The sequence below is a fragment of the Pseudomonas sp. CCC4.1 genome (genome assembly GCF_035019225.1).
GTDB classification, from domain to species: Bacteria; Pseudomonadota; Gammaproteobacteria; order Pseudomonadales; family Pseudomonadaceae; genus Aquipseudomonas; species Aquipseudomonas bubulae.
The window spans coordinates 17,042-34,890 of record NZ_JASJWL010000002.1 but is presented as its reverse complement, the minus strand read 5'-3'; the positions used below and the strand labels follow the sequence as shown (position 1 = coordinate 34,890).

Annotated in this window: 13 protein-coding genes; 12 read left to right on the top strand and 1 reads right to left on the bottom strand. The window is 56.4% G+C overall.

Annotated elements, in window-relative coordinates:
- Positions 1–13 precede the first annotated feature (13 nt).
- Positions 14–1,345 carry a TRZ/ATZ family hydrolase gene (locus tag QN377_RS01290; RefSeq protein WP_095019028.1) on the bottom strand — a complete coding sequence of 444 codons (1,332 nt, stop codon included), beginning with the start codon at positions 1,343–1,345 and terminating at the stop codon, positions 14–16.
- A gap of 107 nt (positions 1,346–1,452) precedes the next feature.
- Between QN377_RS01290 and mtnA the strand changes: the two genes are divergently transcribed.
- The 12 genes from mtnA (at position 1,453) to rfaH (ending at position 17,769) form a co-directional block, all read left to right on the top strand.
- Positions 1,453–2,529: an S-methyl-5-thioribose-1-phosphate isomerase gene (mtnA, locus tag QN377_RS01285; RefSeq protein ID WP_095002807.1), complete on the top strand. Its 1,077-nt coding sequence runs from the start codon at positions 1,453–1,455 to the stop codon at positions 2,527–2,529.
- A gap of 330 nt (positions 2,530–2,859) precedes the next feature.
- A complete protein-coding gene (gene gyrA, locus QN377_RS01280; protein ID WP_095019027.1) occupies positions 2,860–5,514 on the top strand; it encodes a DNA gyrase subunit A in 2,655 nt (884 codons plus the stop codon).
- A 215-nt stretch (positions 5,515–5,729) separates the two neighbouring features.
- Positions 5,730–6,815, top strand: a complete 1,086-nt coding sequence (serC, locus tag QN377_RS01275) for a 3-phosphoserine/phosphohydroxythreonine transaminase (RefSeq protein ID WP_095002826.1) — start codon at positions 5,730–5,732, stop codon at positions 6,813–6,815.
- On the top strand, positions 6,815–7,909 hold the full coding sequence (gene pheA, locus QN377_RS01270; RefSeq protein ID WP_016780245.1) for a prephenate dehydratase: 1,095 nt from the start codon (positions 6,815–6,817) through the stop codon (positions 7,907–7,909). The genes serC and pheA overlap by 1 nt, the downstream gene beginning before the upstream one ends.
- An 11-nt stretch (positions 7,910–7,920) precedes the next feature.
- Positions 7,921–9,033 carry a histidinol-phosphate transaminase gene (gene hisC, locus QN377_RS01265; RefSeq protein ID WP_095002805.1) on the top strand — a complete coding sequence of 371 codons (1,113 nt, stop codon included), beginning with the start codon at positions 7,921–7,923 and terminating at the stop codon, positions 9,031–9,033.
- Between the two features lie 4 nt (positions 9,034–9,037).
- The gene (locus tag QN377_RS01260) at positions 9,038–11,269 is read left to right on the top strand and encodes a bifunctional prephenate dehydrogenase/3-phosphoshikimate 1-carboxyvinyltransferase (protein ID WP_095002825.1); all 2,232 of its coding nucleotides are present in this window, start codon (positions 9,038–9,040) and stop codon (positions 11,267–11,269) included.
- Complete coding sequence (gene cmk, locus QN377_RS01255) at positions 11,269–11,955, top strand: (d)CMP kinase (RefSeq protein ID WP_083369851.1); 687 nt, start codon at positions 11,269–11,271, stop codon at positions 11,953–11,955. Before QN377_RS01260 ends, cmk begins: the two co-directional genes overlap by 1 nt.
- 123 nt (positions 11,956–12,078) lie before the next feature.
- Positions 12,079–13,773, top strand: a complete 1,695-nt coding sequence (rpsA, locus tag QN377_RS01250; protein ID WP_016780248.1) for a 30S ribosomal protein S1 — start codon at positions 12,079–12,081, stop codon at positions 13,771–13,773.
- A gap of 329 nt (positions 13,774–14,102) precedes the next feature.
- Positions 14,103–14,399, top strand: a complete 297-nt coding sequence (gene ihfB / locus QN377_RS01245) for an integration host factor subunit beta (protein WP_003447108.1) — start codon at positions 14,103–14,105, stop codon at positions 14,397–14,399.
- A 23-nt stretch (positions 14,400–14,422) separates the two neighbouring features.
- Positions 14,423–14,686: a lipopolysaccharide assembly protein LapA domain-containing protein gene (locus QN377_RS01240; RefSeq protein WP_095019026.1), complete on the top strand. Its 264-nt coding sequence runs from the start codon at positions 14,423–14,425 to the stop codon at positions 14,684–14,686.
- A gap of 319 nt (positions 14,687–15,005) precedes the next feature.
- Positions 15,006–16,367, top strand: coding sequence for a Wzz/FepE/Etk N-terminal domain-containing protein (locus QN377_RS01235; protein WP_178084398.1), 1,362 nt, complete (start codon positions 15,006–15,008; stop codon positions 16,365–16,367).
- An 880-nt stretch (positions 16,368–17,247) separates the two neighbouring features.
- Positions 17,248–17,769, top strand: a complete 522-nt coding sequence (gene rfaH, locus QN377_RS01230; protein ID WP_374116686.1) for a transcription/translation regulatory transformer protein RfaH — start codon at positions 17,248–17,250, stop codon at positions 17,767–17,769.
- Positions 17,770–17,849 lie beyond the last annotated feature (80 nt).

Below are 17,849 nucleotides of genomic sequence, written 5' to 3'. Positions count from 1 at the left end.
CGAAGGTACTGAATCAATGAGTATGGCCGCTTATGCGTTCGCCCCAGGCCCTTGCGGTTGCGCAGAGTTGTTGCTCGTCCAGGCGGGTCAGGTGTCGATCCTCGAGCAGCTGCTTGCCTGCGACCCACACATGTTTAACGCAATCGCGGCCAGTGGCGTAGATCAACTGCGAAACGGGGTCGTAAACCGGTTGCTGGGCCAGGCCGCTGAGGTCAAAGGCTACCAGGTCGGCGGCCTTGCCGATTTCGATCGAGCCGGTGTCGCTTTCAATGCCCAGGGCGCGCGCGCCATTGAGGGTGGCCATGCGCAGTGCGCGGTGGGCGTCCAGCGCGGTGGCAGAGCCTGCAACGGCCTTGGCCAGCAAGGCGGCGGTGCGGGTTTCGCCGAGCAGATCGAGGTCATTGTTGCTGGCCGCTCCGTCGGTACCCACCGCCACATTGACCCCGGCTTGCCACAGGCGCTCCACCGGGCAGAAGCCACTGGCCAGTTTGAGGTTGGACTCGGGGCAATGAACCACGCTGGAGTTGCTTTCTACCAGCATGGCCAGGTCGTCATCGCTGATCTGGGTCATGTGTACGGCCTGGAAGCGCGGGCCCAGCAAGCCCAGGCGGGCGAGGCGGGCCATCGGGCGTTCGGCGTGTTGCTCGACGGCCTGATGCACTTCGAAGGCGGTTTCGTGAACGTGCATATGAATGGCGGCATCCAGCTCGTCGGCGATGACCCGGATTTTCTCCAGGTTGTCGTCGCTTACGGTGTAAGGCGCATGGGGACCGAAGGCAATTTTGATCCGCGGGTGAAACTTCAGGTCGGCAAACAGTTCGACGGCCTGGCGCAGGGATTCGTCTGCGCTGCTGGCGCCGGGAATCGGAAAGTCGAGAATCGGAATGGCGATTTGTGCACGGATACCGCTCTTGTGCACGCACTCGCTGGCAACTTTCGGGAAAAAATACATGTCGCTGAAACAGGTGATGCCGCCCTTGAGCTGTTCGGCGATGGCCAGGTTGGTGCCGTCGCGCACGAACTGCTCATCGACCCATTTGCCCTCGGCCGGCCAGATATGCTGTTCGAGCCAGGTCATCAGGGGCAGGTCGTCGGCCATGCCGCGGAACAGCGTCATGGCCGCGTGCCCGTGCGCGTTGATCAGCCCCGGGCTGAGCAGCATGTCCGGCAGCTCGCGGGTTTGCGTGGCGGTGAGCTTCAGCGCCTGTTCGCGCGGGCCGATGAACACAATGCAGCCGTCGCGAATGCCCACGCCGTGATCCTTGAGTACGACACCGGCCGGTTCTACAGGCACCAGCCAGGTGGGTAACAGCAGTAAGTCCAGGGGCGTGGTTGGGGTCGGCATCGAAAACTGATTCCAGTGCGTTATAAAAGGAGGCGAAGTATACCCGAGCGTCTTGGGGGTGGGCTCGCTATAATCGGCCGCTTTGTTACCAGGTAATGGGGGAAGGCATGCGCGATCGACTGTTGGCTGCGGAAAAGGTTAAGGCCATCGATTGGCGGGATGACGCCCTGTATCTGTTGGATCAACGCATTCTGCCCTTTGAAGAGAGCTGGCTGGCGTACACCGGCGTTGACGGTGTGGCGCAAGCGATTCGCGACATGGTCGTGCGCGGCGCCCCGGCAATCGGTATCGCGGCGGCCTATGGCGTGGTGCTGGCTGCGCGTGTGCGCAAGGCTGCAGGTGGTGACTGGCTGGCAGCGCTGGAAGAGGACTTCACCCTGCTGGCGGACTCGCGTCCTACGGCAGTGAACCTGTTCTGGGCCTTGAATCGCATGCGCGAACGTCTGGCTCGAAGCCAAAACCGCGCGGATGTATTGCAGGTGCTTGAGGCAGAGGCTGTTGCCATCCACGAAAGTGATCGCGAGGCCAATCTGACCATGGCGCAGTTGGGTGTCGATGTCATTCGCCGCCATCAGGGCAATGCCCAGGCGGTGCTGACCCACTGCAACACCGGAGCCCTGGCCACAGGCGGCTTTGGTACGGCGCTGGGGGTCATCCGGGCGGCCTGGCTCGAAGGCATGATCGAGCAGGTCTATGCCGACGAAACCCGGCCCTGGCTGCAGGGTTCGCGCCTGACTGCGTGGGAGCTGGCCAATGAAGGCATCCCGGTGGTGCTCAATGTCGATTCGGCAGCAGCGCATATCATGAAAACCAAAGGCGTCACCTGGGTGATCGTGGGCGCTGACCGCATCACTGCCAATGGCGATGTGGCGAACAAGATCGGCACCTACCAACTGGCGGTCAACGCCATGCACCACGGCGTGCGCTTTATGGTGGTGGCCCCGAGCTCGACCATCGACATGGATCTGGCCTCGGGTGATGACATCCCGATTGAGGAGCGTGACGGCCGCGAACTGCTGGAAGTGGGTGGCAAGCGGGTCGGCGCGGATGTGCAGGCCTTCAACCCGGTGTTTGATGTGACGCCGGCGGACCTGATCGATGTGATTGTCACCGAGAAGGGTGTGATTGAACGCCCGGATGCGGCAAAGATGGCGCAATTGATGTGCCGCAAGCGCTTGCATTGAAACGCAAGCCTGTCGTCGCTGCCGAAGGCCGCGAAGAGGAACGCGGGTGCTTCAAATCGCCTTCAGAGTCCCTCTGGGGCCCTTCAGGCCGATAAACGTCGTAATTACTACGCTCCATGCACATCTGAGGGATAGGTGCGTGGCGGCGATTGTGATAACATTCGGCGGTTTCCAGGGTGACCCGCAAGGGTTGCCCTTACTGCGCAAATCCGTGACATAACTTGTTGATTTGTCGTAAGTCGTTGCGTGGCACGTGGCCAGCGGCGGCGAGCTTCGTTCGTCCCGAATGGATGTGGCGAAGTTTCACCCGAAAAAGGAATCAGGCTTCTCATGGGCGAACTGGCCAAAGAAATCCTCCCGGTCAATATCGAAGACGAGCTGAAACAGTCCTACCTCGACTACGCAATGAGCGTAATTGTCGGGCGGGCACTGCCTGATGCGCGCGATGGCTTGAAGCCCGTGCACAGGCGTGTGCTGTTTGCGATGAGCGAACTGAACAACGACTGGAACAAGCCGTACAAGAAATCTGCCCGTGTGGTCGGTGACGTAATCGGTAAGTATCACCCGCATGGTGATACTGCTGTTTACGACACCATCGTTCGAATGGCTCAGCCATTCTCCCTGCGCTACCTGCTGGTAGACGGTCAGGGCAACTTCGGTTCGGTCGACGGCGACAACGCTGCGGCCATGCGATACACCGAAGTGCGTATGACCAAGCTGGCCCACGAATTGCTGGCCGACTTGCACAAAGAGACCGTGGACTGGGTGCCGAACTACGACGGCACGGAAATGATCCCGGCCGTCATGCCGACACGAATTCCCAACTTGCTGGTCAACGGCTCAAGCGGTATCGCCGTGGGTATGGCCACCAATATTCCGCCGCATAACCTGGGTGAAGTCATCGACGGCTGCCTGGCGCTGATCGACAACCCGGAACTGAGCATCGATGAACTGATGCAGTTCATCCCGGGCCCGGACTTCCCGACTGCCGCCATCATCAACGGCCGTGCCGGTATCATCGAAGCCTATCGCACGGGCCGTGGCCGCATTTACATGCGCGCCCGCTCGATGATCGAAGACATCGACAAGGTCGGTGGTCGTCAACAGATCGTCATCACCGAGCTGCCGTACCAGCTGAACAAGGCTCGCCTGATCGAAAAGATCGCCGAGCTGGTAAAAGAGAAGAAGCTTGAAGGCATCACCGAGCTGCGTGACGAGTCCGACAAAGACGGCATGCGCGTTGTGATCGAGCTGCGCCGTGGTGAGGTGCCGGAGGTTATTCTCAATAACCTTTATGCCCAGACCCAGCTGCAAAGTGTTTTCGGTATCAACATCGTTGCCCTGATCGATGGCCGCCCGCGCATCCTGAACCTCAAGGACCTGCTCGAAGCTTTCGTACGTCACCGTCGTGAAGTGGTTACCCGTCGTACTGTTTTCGAGCTGCGCAAAGCCCGCGAGCGAGGCCATATCCTTGAAGGCCAGGCCGTAGCCCTGTCCAACATCGATCCGGTCATTGCACTGATCAAGGCCTCGCCAACCCCGTCCGAAGCCAAGGAAGCGCTGATCAACACCCCTTGGGAGTCGACAGCGGTAGTGGCCATGGTTGAGCGCGCCGGTGCCGATTCGTGCCGTCCGGAAAACCTCGATCCGCAATACGGTCTGCGTGATGGCAAATACTTCCTGTCGCCGGAGCAGGCCCAGGCCATTCTTGAGTTGCGCCTGCACCGCTTGACCGGTCTGGAGCACGAAAAGCTGCTGGCCGAGTACCAGGAAATTCTCAACCAGATCGGTGAGCTGATCCGCATCCTCAATAGCGCCGTGCGCCTGATGGAAGTGATCCGCGAAGAGCTGGAAGTCATTCGCGCCGAATACGGCGATGTGCGTCGTACCGAAATCCTGGATCACCGTCTTGATCTGACCCTGGGTGACATGATCCCGGAAGAAGAGCGCGTCGTGACCATTTCCCACGGTGGCTATGCCAAGACCCAGCCATTGGCTGCGTACCAGGCCCAGCGTCGTGGCGGTAAAGGCAAGTCGGCTACTGGCGTCAAGGATGAGGACTACATCGCTCACCTGCTGGTTGCCAACAGTCACACCACGCTGCTGCTGTTCTCCAGCAAGGGCAAGGTGTACTGGCTGAAGACCTATGAAATTCCTGAGGCGTCCCGCGCTGCCCGTGGTCGTCCGCTGGTGAACCTGCTGCCGCTGGATGAGGGTGAATACATCACCACCATGCTGCCGGTCGAAGAGTACACCGAGGGTCACTTCATCTTTATGGCGACCGCCAACGGCACCGTGAAGAAGACCCCTCTGGAAGCCTTCAGCCGTCAGCGCAGCGTAGGCTTGATCGCGCTGGAACTGGACGAAGGCGACGTGCTGATCAGCGCTGCGATCACCGATGGCGAGCGTGAAGTCATGCTGTTCTCCGACGGTGGCAAGGTGACTCGCTTCAAAGAGTCCGATGTCCGTGCCATGGGCCGTACTGCCCGCGGTGTACGCGGCATGCGTCTGCCAGAAGGGCAGAAGCTGATTTCCATGCTGATCCCTGAGGAGGGTAGCCAGATCCTTACCGCTTCGGCGCGTGGCTATGGCAAGCGTACGGCGATCAGCGAGTTCCCAGAGTACAAGCGTGGCGGCCAGGGTGTTATCGCCATGGTCAGCAACGAGCGTAATGGCCGTCTGGTCGGTGCGGTTCAGGTGCAGGACGGTGAAGAAATCATGTTGATTTCGGATCAGGGCACTCTGGTACGTACGCGTGTCGACGAAGTGTCGAGCCTGGGTCGTAATACCCAGGGCGTCACCTTGATCAAGCTGGCCAGTGACGAAACGCTGGTAGGGCTTGAGCGGGTTCAGGAGCCTTCTGAAGTTGAAGGCGAAGAGCTCGAAGATGAAGGCGGTGCAGAGTTCGACGGTGAGGCCATCCAGGATGGCGCAGACGACGAGCAGCCGCTAGAGGCTGGCGCTGACGAAGAGCCGCAGGAATAAGCGGACACACAGGGGGCGGATGAGAATTCGCCCCCTTGTTGTATGTCCAGTATGAAAGTTTGCGACACTGTGGGAGCGAGCCTGCTCGCGATGGCATCAGCGCGGTATGTCAGATAGACATTACTGCCCGTATCGCTAGCAAGCCCGCTTCTACAAGCAACAATGTGTCGAGAGTTGATTTATTGCGTGACCACCAAATCAGAGTGAGAGTGGAAGTGAGCAAACGAGCCTATAACTTCTGCGCAGGTCCTGCTGCGCTACCTGAAGCTGTTCTGTTGCGTGCCCAGTCCGAGTTGCTCGACTGGCATGGCAAGGGCCTCTCGGTCATGGAAATGAGCCATCGCAGCGATGAGTTCGTGTCCATTGCGACCAAGGCTGAGCAGGATCTGCGTGACCTGCTGTCTATTCCCTCGAACTACAAAGTCCTGTTTCTGCAAGGCGGTGCCAGCCAACAGTTTGCCCAGATCCCGCTGAATCTGTTGCCTGAAAATGGCAAGGCGGATTACATCGATACCGGTATCTGGTCGCAGAAGGCCATTGAAGAGGCGTCGCGTTTCGGTCACGTCAACGTGGCAGCAACCGCCAAACCTTACGATTACTTCGCGATTCCTGGTCAAAATGAGTGGAATCTGTCGAAAGACGCGGCCTACGTTCATTACGCGCCAAACGAAACCATCGGCGGTCTGGAATTCAACTGGATCCCTGAGACTGGCGATGTGCCATTGGTCGCTGACATGTCTTCGGATATTCTGTCGCGCCCGGTTGATGTGTCCCGTTTTGGCATGATCTACGCGGGTGCCCAGAAAAACATCGGCCCAAGTGGCATCGTGGTCAATATCATTCGCGAAGATCTGCTGGGTCGTGCGCGTTCGATCTGCCCGACCATGCTCGATTACAAGGTCGCGGCTGACAACGGCTCGATGTACAACACGCCACCGACCCTGGCCTGGTACCTGTCAGGTCTGGTATTCGAATGGCTCAAGGAGCAGGGCGGTGTCGAGGCAATCGGCAAGCTCAATGAAGTGAAAAAACGTACCTTGTACGACTTTATCGACGCCAGTGGCCTGTACAGCAACCCGATCAACCTTTCTGATCGCTCGTGGATGAACGTCCCGTTCCGTCTGGCGGACGATCGCCTCGACAAGCCATTCCTGGCAGGCGCTGAAGCACGCGGGCTGCTGAACCTCAAGGGGCACCGCTCCGTTGGTGGCATGCGCGCATCGATCTATAACGCTGTGGATATCAACGCGGTTAACGCGCTGGTGGCTTACATGGCAGAGTTCGAAAAGGAACACGGCTAATGTCCGAGCAAGAACTCAAGGCGCTGCGCCTGCGTATCGACAGTCTGGACGAAAAAGTCCTGGAGCTTATCAGCGAGCGGGCGCGTTGTGCCCAGGAAGTGGCGCGGGTCAAGATGGCTTCCCTGGCTGAGGGTGAAGTGCCGGTATTTTACCGGCCTGAGCGTGAGGCTCAGGTGCTCAAGCGCGTTATGGAGCGCAATAAAGGCCCGTTGGGCAACGAAGAGATGGCGCGGTTGTTCCGCGAAATCATGTCCTCGTGCCTGGCGCTGGAGCAGCCGCTGAAAGTGGCTTATCTCGGCCCCGAGGGTACCTTTACCCAGGCTGCGGCCATGAAGCACTTTGGGCATGCCGTGATCAGCAAGCCGATGGCTGCCATTGACGAAGTATTCCGCGAAGTGGCTGCCGGTGCAGTGAATTTTGGCGTGGTGCCAGTGGAAAACTCCACAGAAGGCGCAGTCAACCACACTCTCGACAGCTTCCTTGAGCATGACATGGTGATCTGCGGTGAAGTAGAGCTGCGCATCCACCATCACCTGCTGGTCGGCGAAAACACCAAGACGGACAGTATCAGCCGCATTTACTCCCACGCCCAGTCGCTGGCTCAGTGCCGCAAATGGCTGGATGCACACTACCCGAATGTCGAGCGTATTGCGGTGTCGAGCAATGCCGAAGCGGCCAAACGGGTCAAGGGTGAGTGGAACTCCGCTGCCATTGCCGGTGATATGGCTGCTGGCCTGTACGGCTTGACCCGACTGGCCGAAAAAATTGAAGACCGCCCGGACAACTCCACGCGGTTCTTGATGATTGGCAGTCAGGAAGTGCCACCCACTGGCGATGACAAGACGTCGATCATTGTGTCCATGAGCAACCGTCCTGGCGCCCTGCATGAGCTGCTGGTGCCGTTCCATGAGAACGGGATCGATCTGACGCGTATTGAGACGCGTCCTTCGCGTAGCGGTAAATGGACCTATGTGTTTTTCATCGACTTTGCTGGTCATCACCGCGACCCCTTGGTCAAAAGTGTCCTGGAGCAGATCAGTCAAGAAGCCGTAGCGCTTAAAGTATTGGGTTCCTACCCGAAAGCGGTTCTCTGAGGCGATAAAACATGAGCGGTGATTTCCTCGCCCTGGCACAGCCGGGCGTACAACAACTTTCGCCTTATGTCCCGGGTAAACCTGTGGATGAGCTGGCGCGTGAACTGGATCTGGATCCGGCCACGATCGTCAAGCTGGCCAGCAACGAAAACCCTTTGGGTGCGAGCCCCAAGGCGCTGGAAGCCATTCGTGCCGAGCTGGCCGAATTGACGCGCTACCCGGATGGCAATGGCTTTGCCCTGAAAAGCCTGTTGGCTGAGCAGTGTGGCGTACAGCTTGACCAGGTAACACTGGGCAACGGTTCTAACGATATTCTGGAGCTGGTGGCGCGTGCCTACCTGGCGCCGGGGCTAAATGCCGTGTTCAGTGAGCATGCATTTGCCGTGTATCCGATTGTGACCCAGGCGGTAGGTGCCCAGGCCCGCGTTGTGCCGGCCAAGGACTGGGGGCATGACCTGCCTGCCATGCTGGCTGCCATCGACAGTGATACCCGGGTGGTCTTTATTGCCAACCCGAACAACCCGACCGGTACCTGGTTTGGCGTCGATGCGCTGAACGAGTTTTTGCAGGACGTGCCCGAACACGTGCTTGTGGTGCTGGACGAAGCTTATATCGAGTACGCAGAGGGCGGTGATCTGCCCGATGGTCTGGAGTTTTTGTCGGGGTATCCCAACCTGCTGGTTTCCCGCACGTTCTCCAAGGCCTATGGCCTGGCCGCGTTGCGGGTGGGTTATGGGTTGTCAACGGCGGTGGTGGCCGATGTGCTGAACCGCGTTCGCCAGCCATTCAACGTCAACAGTCTGGCGCTGGCTGCGGCTTGCGCGGCGCTGAAAGACAGCGATTACCTGGAGCAAAGCCGCCGCCTGAACGAGGCCGGCATGCAGCAGTTACAGGACGGTTTTCGTGAGTTGGGCCTGGGCTGGATCCCGTCGCGCGGCAATTTTATCGCGCTGGATCTCGGTCAGGTAGCGGCTCCCGTCTATCAGGGGCTGTTGCGTGAAGGTGTCATAGTGCGTCCGGTGGCCAACTACGGAATGCCTGACCATCTGCGTATCACTATTGGTTTGCCGGCGGAAAACACTCGCCTGCTTGAAGCGCTGTCCAAGGTTCTTGCTCGTGGTTGATGTAATGTCTGTGCAATCTGTAAGGCCTGTAATAGGGCGGCTGGTCGTTGTCGGGTTGGGTCTGATTGGCGGGTCTTTCGCCAAGGGCATGCGTGAGAGCGGTCTGTGCGACGAAGTGGTCGGTGTTGATCTCGATCCCGAATCCTGTGTTCTGGCCGTTGAGCTGGGAGTGGTCGATCGCTGTGAAGCAAATCTGGCCGCTGCTTGCGTGGGCGCAGATGTGATTCAGTTGGCCGTGCCGATTCTGGCCATGGAAAAAATGCTCGGCCTTCTGGCGGGCATGGATCTGGGTAACGCGGTGCTTACCGATGTGGGCAGTGCCAAAGGCAATGTTGTGCGGGCAGCGGCACAAGCCTTTGGTGGCATGCCTGCGCGCTTTGTACCTGGCCATCCGATTGCCGGGTCTGAACAGAGTGGTGTAGAAGCTTCGAATGCCAGTCTGTTTGAGAGGCACAAGGTGATTTTGACGCCTGTGGCTCAGACCGATGCCGATGCGCTGGCTCTGGTTGATGCGATGTGGCGCGCCCTGGGGGCAGACGTCGAGCATATGCAGGTCGAGCGACATGACGAGGTACTGGCTGCAACCAGCCATTTACCTCATTTGCTGGCTTTCGGGCTGGTGGACTCTCTTGCCAAGCGCAACGAGAATCTGGACATCTTCCGTTACGCAGCGGGTGGCTTCCGTGATTTCACAAGAATCGCCGGCAGCGACCCGGTAATGTGGCATGACATTTTTCTCGCTAATCGCGAGGCAGTGCTGCGCACATTGGATACATTTCGCAGTGATCTCGACGCTTTGCGCGACGCGGTCGATGCAGGGGATGGGCATCAATTGCTGGGCGTTTTCACTCGCGCCCGGGTTGCCCGCGAGCATTTCAGTAAAATCCTGGCCCGCCGGGCATATGTGGACGCTATGAATTCCAACGATCTGATTTTTTTGGCAAATCCTGGTGGTCAAGTAACTGGCCGAATTCGCGTACCAGGCGACAAATCCATTTCCCACCGCTCGATCATGCTCGGCTCGCTGGCTGAAGGTACGACCGAAGTGGAAGGTTTCCTTGAGGGTGAAGATGCCCTGGCGACGCTGCAGGCGTTCCGTGACATGGGCGTGGTGATTGAGGGCCCGCATCATGGTCGCGTGACCATTCATGGCGTTGGCCTGCACGGTCTGAAAGCGCCACCTGGCCCGATCTACCTGGGCAACTCGGGTACTTCGATGCGCCTGTTGTCCGGCCTGCTGGCAGCACAGAGCTTCGACACCACCCTGACCGGCGATGCGTCCCTGACCAAGCGCCCGATGAACCGTGTGGCCAATCCATTGCGTGAAATGGGTGCCGTGATTGAGACCGCTGCCGAAGGTCGCCCGCCGATGACCATTCGTGGTGGTCATGCGCTCAAGGGTATGGATTACACCTTGCCGATGGCCAGTGCCCAGGTTAAATCCTGCCTGTTGCTGGCGGGCCTGTATGCAGAAGGCAAGACCTCGGTAACCGAGCCTGCACCGACTCGTGACCATACCGAGCGCATGCTGCAAGGCTTCGGATACCCGGTAACTGTTAATGGTCCTACTGCTTCGGTTGAGTCGGGCCACAAGCTGACGGCGACCCATATCGAAGTGCCGGGGGATATTTCCTCGTCGGCGTTCTTCCTGGTCGCCGCTTCGATCGCAGAAGGCTCGGATCTGCTGCTTGAGCATGTGGGCATCAATCCGACCCGTACCGGCGTTATCGACATCTTGCGTCTGATGGGGGCGGATATCACCCTGGAAAATCAACGCGAAGTGGGCGGTGAGCCAGTGGCGGACCTGCGCGTGCGGGCTGCTAAACTCAAGGGTATCGAGATTCCGGAAGAGCTGGTGCCGCTGGCGATTGACGAGTTCCCGGTACTCTTTGTGGCCGCGGCCGTGGCTGAGGGTCGTACGATCCTTCGGGGTGCTGAAGAGCTGCGGGTCAAGGAGTCCGACCGGATCCAGGTAATGGCAGATGGCTTGCTGACCCTGGGCGTGAAGTGCGAGCCGACACCGGATGGCATCATCATTGATGGTGGCACTATTGGCGGTGGTGAGGTTCATGGTCATGGCGATCACCGTATCGCAATGGCCTTCAGTGTGGCTTCGTTGCGCGCAACCGCACCCATCCGTATCCATGATTGCGCCAACGTGGCGACTTCTTTCCCCAACTTCCTTGCTCTGTGCAAGCAAGTGGGCATGCGTGTTGCTCAAGAGGCAAACTCGTGATGGTTTCGGCACCGGTTATCACCATCGACGGCCCAAGCGGTTCAGGTAAAGGCACGGTTGCTGGCATCCTGGCCAAGCGCCTGGGGTGGAATTTGCTCGACTCCGGTGCTCTGTACCGCCTGCTGGCGTTTGCCGCAGGTAACCATGGTGTGGCCCTGGATAACGAGGCGTTGCTGGAAAAACTGGCTGCGCATCTTGATGTGCAGTTCATCGGCGCGACGGACGGTAAGCCGGCGCGGATCATTCTGGAAGGTGATGACGTGACTCACGCCATCCGCAGTGAGACCGTAGCGGCCGGAGCCTCGAAAGTCGCGGCTTTGCCGGCTGTTCGCGATGCGTTGCTGCAGCGTCAGCGTGCTTTCCTTGAGTTCCCGGGGCTGGTTGCAGATGGTCGGGACATGGGTACCGTGGTCTTTCCTGACGCGCCATTGAAGGTTTTTCTGACCGCTAGCGCTGAGGAACGGGCCCGCCGCCGTTACTTGCAGTTGAAGGCCAAGGGCGATGATGTTAGTCTCTCGGGTCTGCTAGATGAGATTCGTGCCCGCGACGAGCGTGACACACAGCGTGCAATAGCCCCGCTCAAGCCGGCGGCTGATGCCATACAGCTGGACTCCACGGAGTTGTCCATCGAGCAGGTGCTGGAACGCATCATGAGCGAAATCGCACTTCGCGATATCGCTGGATGACCAAGAAAGCGTGCAGGAGACCAGAAATAGTCCTGCATGCCTTCTTTTATATGAACGTAACCCACATTGTCTGGAATGTGGCTGATGGGCGTATTCCTTCGCCCTTGAACAACAGGAATTAAAATGAGCGAAAGCTTTGCAGAACTCTTTGAAGAAAGCCTAAAAACCCTGAATCTTCAGGCTGGCTCGATCATCACCGCTATCATCGTTGATATCGATTACCAAGCTGGTTGGGTAACCGTTCACGCTGGTTTGAAGTCGGAAGGCCTCATCCCGCTGGAGCAGTTCCACAACGACGCTGGCGAACTGAACATCAACATCGGTGATGAAGTTCACGTTGCGCTGGACGCGGTCGAAGACGGCTTTGGCGAAACCAAACTGTCCCGTGAAAAAGCCAAGCGCGCTGAATGCTGGATCGTTCTGGAAGCAGCCTTCGCAGCAGAAGAAGTGGTCAAGGGCGTTATCAACGGTAAGGTTAAAGGCGGCTTCACTGTCGACGTTAACGGCATCCGTGCGTTCCTGCCAGGTTCTCTGGTTGACGTTCGTCCAGTGCGCGATACTACGCACCTGGAAGGCAAAGAGCTGGAATTCAAGGTCATCAAGCTGGACCAGAAGCGCAACAACGTAGTTGTTTCGCGTCGCAGCGTGCTGGAAGCAGAGAACTCCGCCGAGCGTGAAGCTCTGCTGGAATCGCTGCAAGAAGGTCAGCAAGTTAAAGGTATCGTCAAAAACCTCACCGATTACGGCGCATTCGTCGATCTGGGTGGCGTTGATGGCCTGCTGCACATCACTGACATGGCTTGGAAGCGTATCAAGCATCCTTCCGAAATCGTCAACGTTGGCGACGAGATCGATGTCAAGGTTCTGAAATATGATCGCGAACGCAATCGTGTTTCCCTGGGCCTGAAGCAACTGGGCGAAGATCCATGGGTTGCTATCAAAGCCCGTTACCCAGAAAGCACTCGCGTTACCGCTCGTGTAACCAACCTGACTGACTACGGCTGCTTCGCAGAGCTGGAAGAAGGCGTTGAAGGTCTGGTACACGTTTCGGAAATGGACTGGACCAACAAAAACATCCACCCTTCGAAAGTCGTACAAGTCGGCGACGAAGTGGAAGTTATGGTTCTGGACATCGACGAAGAGCGTCGTCGTATCTCCCTGGGCATCAAGCAGTGCAAATCTAACCCATGGGAAGATTTCTCTGGCCAGTTCAACAAGGGCGATAAAATCTCCGGCACCATCAAGTCGATCACCGATTTCGGTATCTTCATTGGTCTGGACGGCGGCATCGACGGCCTGGTTCACCTGTCCGACATCTCCTGGAACGAAGTTGGCGAAGAAGCCGTACGTCGTTTCAAGAAGGGCGACGAGCTGGACACCGTTATCCTGTCTGTTGATCCAGAGCGCGAACGCATCTCCCTGGGTATCAAGCAGCTGGAAAGCGATCCGTTCTCCGAGTACGTACAAGAGAACGACAAAGGCGCAATCGTTAAGGGCATCGTGAAAGAAGTTGACGCTAAAGGCGCCATCATCACTCTGGCCAACGATATCGAAGCGACTCTGAAAGCCTCCGAAATCAGCCGTGACCGCGTTGAAGACGCGCGCAACGTTCTGAAAGAAGGCGAAGAAGTAGAAGCCAAGATCATCAGCGTTGATCGCAAGAGCCGCGTAATCCAACTCTCCATCAAGTCGAAAGATGATGCTGAAGAGAAAGAAGCAATCCAGAGCCTGCGCGACAAGCCAGCTACCTCTGACATTGCTGCTGGTCCGACCACTTTGGGCGACCTGCTGCGTGCACAAATGGAAAAACAGAACTAAGTTCTGATTGACCATAGAAAAAGGGCGACTTAGGTCGCCCTTTTTTGTGCCTGCGATTTGTGATGGTGCTTGGCAGGATCTTGTGTAGGTCGGTTTGCTGCACGTCAGGGAGCTAGCTGTGGGGCAGGGTGAGTGCTGTCGTTGTGCGGCCTGTGAGCGACCATGGGCTATTTGGGCCTGATGGCTATGATGGTGGGTGGTGGAGTCGATTTTTTACAGTGCTTATGCGGGTTGTAAAGATAAGTCAATCCCTGGGCTGTTCAAATTCATTCGATCATGCTAAAACCTTGGGAGCGCTGATCTAGCTGCTTGAAAAAGAAGGGAAAAATATGACGAAGTCGGAGTTGATCGAACGAATTGTCACCCATCAAGGGCTACTCTCATCCAAGGATGTGGAGTTGGCCATCAAGACCATGCTTGAACAAATGTCTCAATGCCTCGCGACCGGGGATCGTATTGAAATCCGTGGTTTTGGCAGCTTCTCCCTGCATTACCGCGCCCCTCGTGTAGGTCGCAACCCCAAGACAGGCCAGTCGGTCAGCCTGGATGGAAAATTTGTGCCTCATTTCAAACCGGGCAAAGAGCTGCGAGACCGGGTGAACGAGGATGAGGAAGACGACATTTAACCTTCAGGGAACAGGAGTTGCCGATGCGTACCTTTAAGCGTGCTGCGTCAGTGGTATTTGGGCTGATTGTCATTTTTGGGGTGCTTATTTTTATCCTGGAAAATCAACAGCCTGTAGCATTGGTGTTTTTGGGCTGGCGCACACCCGAATTACCTGGGTCGTTGTTGATCATCTGCGCACTGCTGCTAGGTATGGCTATCGGCCCTGTTCTGGGTTGGCTAGCCTACAGTCGCAAAGCCCGCAAGCTGAAGCTCGAGCTGATGGTGCAAGCCAAGCCAGCAATTTAGGCGCGTCTGGATCCCATTTGCACCATGGATGGCGCATTAGGCAGGGAAAGGAATGTTTGGATAGTTGGTATTTAAAGAATGGTTTAAGCCTCAAACATTCCGTTGAGCCGGAAATAACATCATTGTGCCACTCTTATATTGAAATGTTCTGGAATGCTGGCAAAATGCGGGCTGCTCTCGATTGCCAGTGATTTTTATGCTTTATCAGGTGCGCATTGATGCTCAAGCCTGATGATTAAAACAATAAAAGCCAGTTAAGCGTATGTAAGAATTCCTGCATAACGAGTCCGCAGTTTCTTTTAGAAGGCAGGCCCCGGTTGTGAATAGCAAATCCCGTATCCCCGCTGGAAATCCGTCGTTTGAAGTGGACCTGTTCACTTTATTTCAGGCGGTCTGGAACAAAAAATCCATCATCATTGCAACGAGCGCGCTTTGTGGCATTGCAGCATTGGGTTATGCCTATTTCGTGACGCCTGAGTACCAGGTGAGCAGCATCTTGCGGCCTGCCGCGATCAACGAACTGGATGCCCTCAATCGTTCGGGTGTTTACACCTTGCCGCCTAAAGAAGCTTTGTTAAAAGTCGGTTCATCACTTGAGTCCTATGAGACGCGCCTGAGCTTTTTCAAAGCTAATCAGGCTCTGTTCAGCCAATTCAAGCGTCCGGGCCGGACCTTGGAACAGAGTTTTGAAGATTTCAATCGTGACTCGCTGAAGCTGATTCTGCCTGATCCAACAAAAGCTGATTCGCTTAATGTTTCCATAGGCTTGGAGCTGAACTACCCCAAGGGTGTGGACGGTGTGCAAATTCTTAACGGATTTGTGGATCACGCCATTACAGCTGAGCGTGATCAAATTTCCGCCGATCTGAAGGTTATCGTCAATAATCGTTTAACCGAGCTCAAGGGTAAGATCGACGCTGCTCGCTCCAACTATGAGACCGAAAAGCAGGCGCGGATTGCTACCTTGCTCGAGACGGATAATCTCAAGCGCGCGCAATTGCAGGACGAACTCAAGGCTTTGCGTCAACAGCTCAAGACTGGACGCATGGATCGTATGGCCCAGTTGAGTGAGGCCATTGGCATTGCCAAGGCGCTGGGTATACAAAAGCCTACAACCCCCTCCGCTTTGGGCGATTCTGCGCGACCGGCTGATTCCAGTCTTATGCGCACCGAAATAAACAATCAACAGATCCCCTTGTACTTTCTTGGTGTAGAGGCGCTAGAGGCAGAGCGTGCTGCTTTGAAGAATCGTAGTAACGACGATTTTACCGAAAACCGTATCGCCCAGATCGCTCGTGAACTGTTGTTGTTGCAAAGCAACCGTGAAGTCGAAGTTCTTAAGCTGCGTCAAAATGAAGACCTCTTTTTAAGTGGTGTCGAGCCACTGCGTGCAGAAATTGTCCGTTTGGGTGGGGTTAGCAATCTCGATTTTACTAATTTGAAGCTGGTATCCATTGACCGCAAGGCTCTGGAACCCGTGGCTCCAATCAAGCCAAAAAAAGCCTTGATTACCTTGTTGGGGTTGGTGCTGGGCGCTCTGTTTGGCATCTTGATCGTTATCGCCAAGTACTTTGTAGCTCAGCGTCGTGACGGGCTTCACCAGCCTCTCTCGGTGCAAAGCCGAAGAGATCCGACTGAAACAACGGGTGCTGGTAACCTTTTACAAAAGGATCTGCGCTGATAGGGGGCTGGGCTGACACATTGCTAGCCACTAGTTGATGGATTAATTGCTTCTTCATGGAGCTGTACTGAGAGCAACCTGTACCTTATCAGCTCATGTTTCAACATGGCGCCGTCAACGGCGTCATGGGTTCGCACCATCAGTTGCAGATGGGCACCCTGAGTAATCTGTTAATCGACGGCGGTCTGTTTCAGGGTAATGAGCGCACTGTCAGCGGTGTCATCGGTGCATTGCATCCGCGAAAACTTTGTACTTGCCGGTATCAAAGTGCTGATGCTTACCCATGTCCAAGCTGATCATGTCGGATGCATTCCATAATTTTTTGGCGGCAGGTCTCAAGGATTCGATTGTGTGCAGTGATGCTCCCTCGCCGAAATTATTGGCGTTGGTGCTTTAAGGCTAATTGCGCCTGGAATTGAGCAGAGAGTCGGCACACATTGATCCTTGTCTGAGACGGCTGAAGCAGCACATCACCGAGATGCCTGCTCATCAGTGGTTCTGCATAAGTCAAGAATGACACTCTGCAGACGCAGACCAGATACAAAAGTACGGGCACCCAAGCGGTTATGTTGAATTGGAGGGCAAGCGCTGTATCATTCGCGCAGGCATCAGCATCTTGGGTGGCAATTTTCCCATGCCGATCAGCATGGTTTGCTCGGCTTTGTTTCAGGTATGAAGCATTGGGCCGAGAAATATGCTTGGGGTATGGCGAAATAGTGGCGGAACGGGTGGTGGAAGTGAAATTGTCAAACCTGTATCAAACTCAAAACAGATTCGTTGAGGCATTCATCCCGGCGAGCTGAAGGCCACCCTGTTATTGGCACATGCACTGTACGATGGTAAAACACGGAAGAACTTACTAAATGAATTATCCATGCCCATGATCAGCACCGCAGCAGCTCAGGAATCGACAGTGGCCACAACCGGCGAGTGGTATCTGGTGCAATGCAAGCCCAGACAGGACGAGCGTGCAGAAGAAAACCTTATACGCCAGGGTTATGGGTGTTCACGGCCCACATGCAGGCGTGAGCGAACCCTGCGTGGCCAGATGCACTACGCTGAGGAATCGCTGTTTCCTGGCTACTTGTTTATACATATGCCTGAAGGTGCCAACTGGGCTCCTCTACGCTCCACCCGTGGCGTAGCTCGCGTGGTGGCCTTTGGTGGTCGGCCGCTGGCAGTCGGTCACGAGCTGATTATGCAGCTGCAGAGTCGCGCGAGTACTCATATTATCGCCAAATTTAACCCTGGCGATAAAGTCACCATCCTTGATCAAGGTTTCGCAGGTATTGAGTCCATTTTCATGACAATGGACGGCGAAGAGCGGGTCATCCTGCTTATTAACTTGATGAATCGTCAGCAACAGATCAGCCTGCCTTTGGCGAGTATCGCCAATCGTTGAATAAACGCAGACTAAAGCCGGGGCTATCAATAGTCTTACAACCGTTCTCAGGAAATCGACGAAGAATCCTGGGGCGGTAG

Coding starts and splice junctions, on each gene's coding strand:
- QN377_RS01290 (WP_095019028.1), bottom strand. CDS start 1,345: ATGCCGACCCCAACCACGCCCCTGGACTTACTGCTGTTACCCACCTGG.
- gyrA (WP_095019027.1), top strand. CDS start 2,860: ATGGGCGAACTGGCCAAAGAAATCCTCCCGGTCAATATCGAAGACGAG.
- ihfB (WP_003447108.1), top strand. CDS start 14,103: ATGACGAAGTCGGAGTTGATCGAACGAATTGTCACCCATCAAGGGCTA.
- hisC (WP_095002805.1), top strand. CDS start 7,921: ATGAGCGGTGATTTCCTCGCCCTGGCACAGCCGGGCGTACAACAACTT.
- pheA (WP_016780245.1), top strand. CDS start 6,815: ATGTCCGAGCAAGAACTCAAGGCGCTGCGCCTGCGTATCGACAGTCTG.
- mtnA (WP_095002807.1), top strand. CDS start 1,453: ATGCGCGATCGACTGTTGGCTGCGGAAAAGGTTAAGGCCATCGATTGG.
- rpsA (WP_016780248.1), top strand. CDS start 12,079: ATGAGCGAAAGCTTTGCAGAACTCTTTGAAGAAAGCCTAAAAACCCTG.
- QN377_RS01260 (WP_095002825.1), top strand. CDS start 9,038: ATGTCTGTGCAATCTGTAAGGCCTGTAATAGGGCGGCTGGTCGTTGTC.
- rfaH (WP_374116686.1), top strand. CDS start 17,248: ATGATCAGCACCGCAGCAGCTCAGGAATCGACAGTGGCCACAACCGGC.
- cmk (WP_083369851.1), top strand. CDS start 11,269: ATGGTTTCGGCACCGGTTATCACCATCGACGGCCCAAGCGGTTCAGGT.
- QN377_RS01240 (WP_095019026.1), top strand. CDS start 14,423: ATGCGTACCTTTAAGCGTGCTGCGTCAGTGGTATTTGGGCTGATTGTC.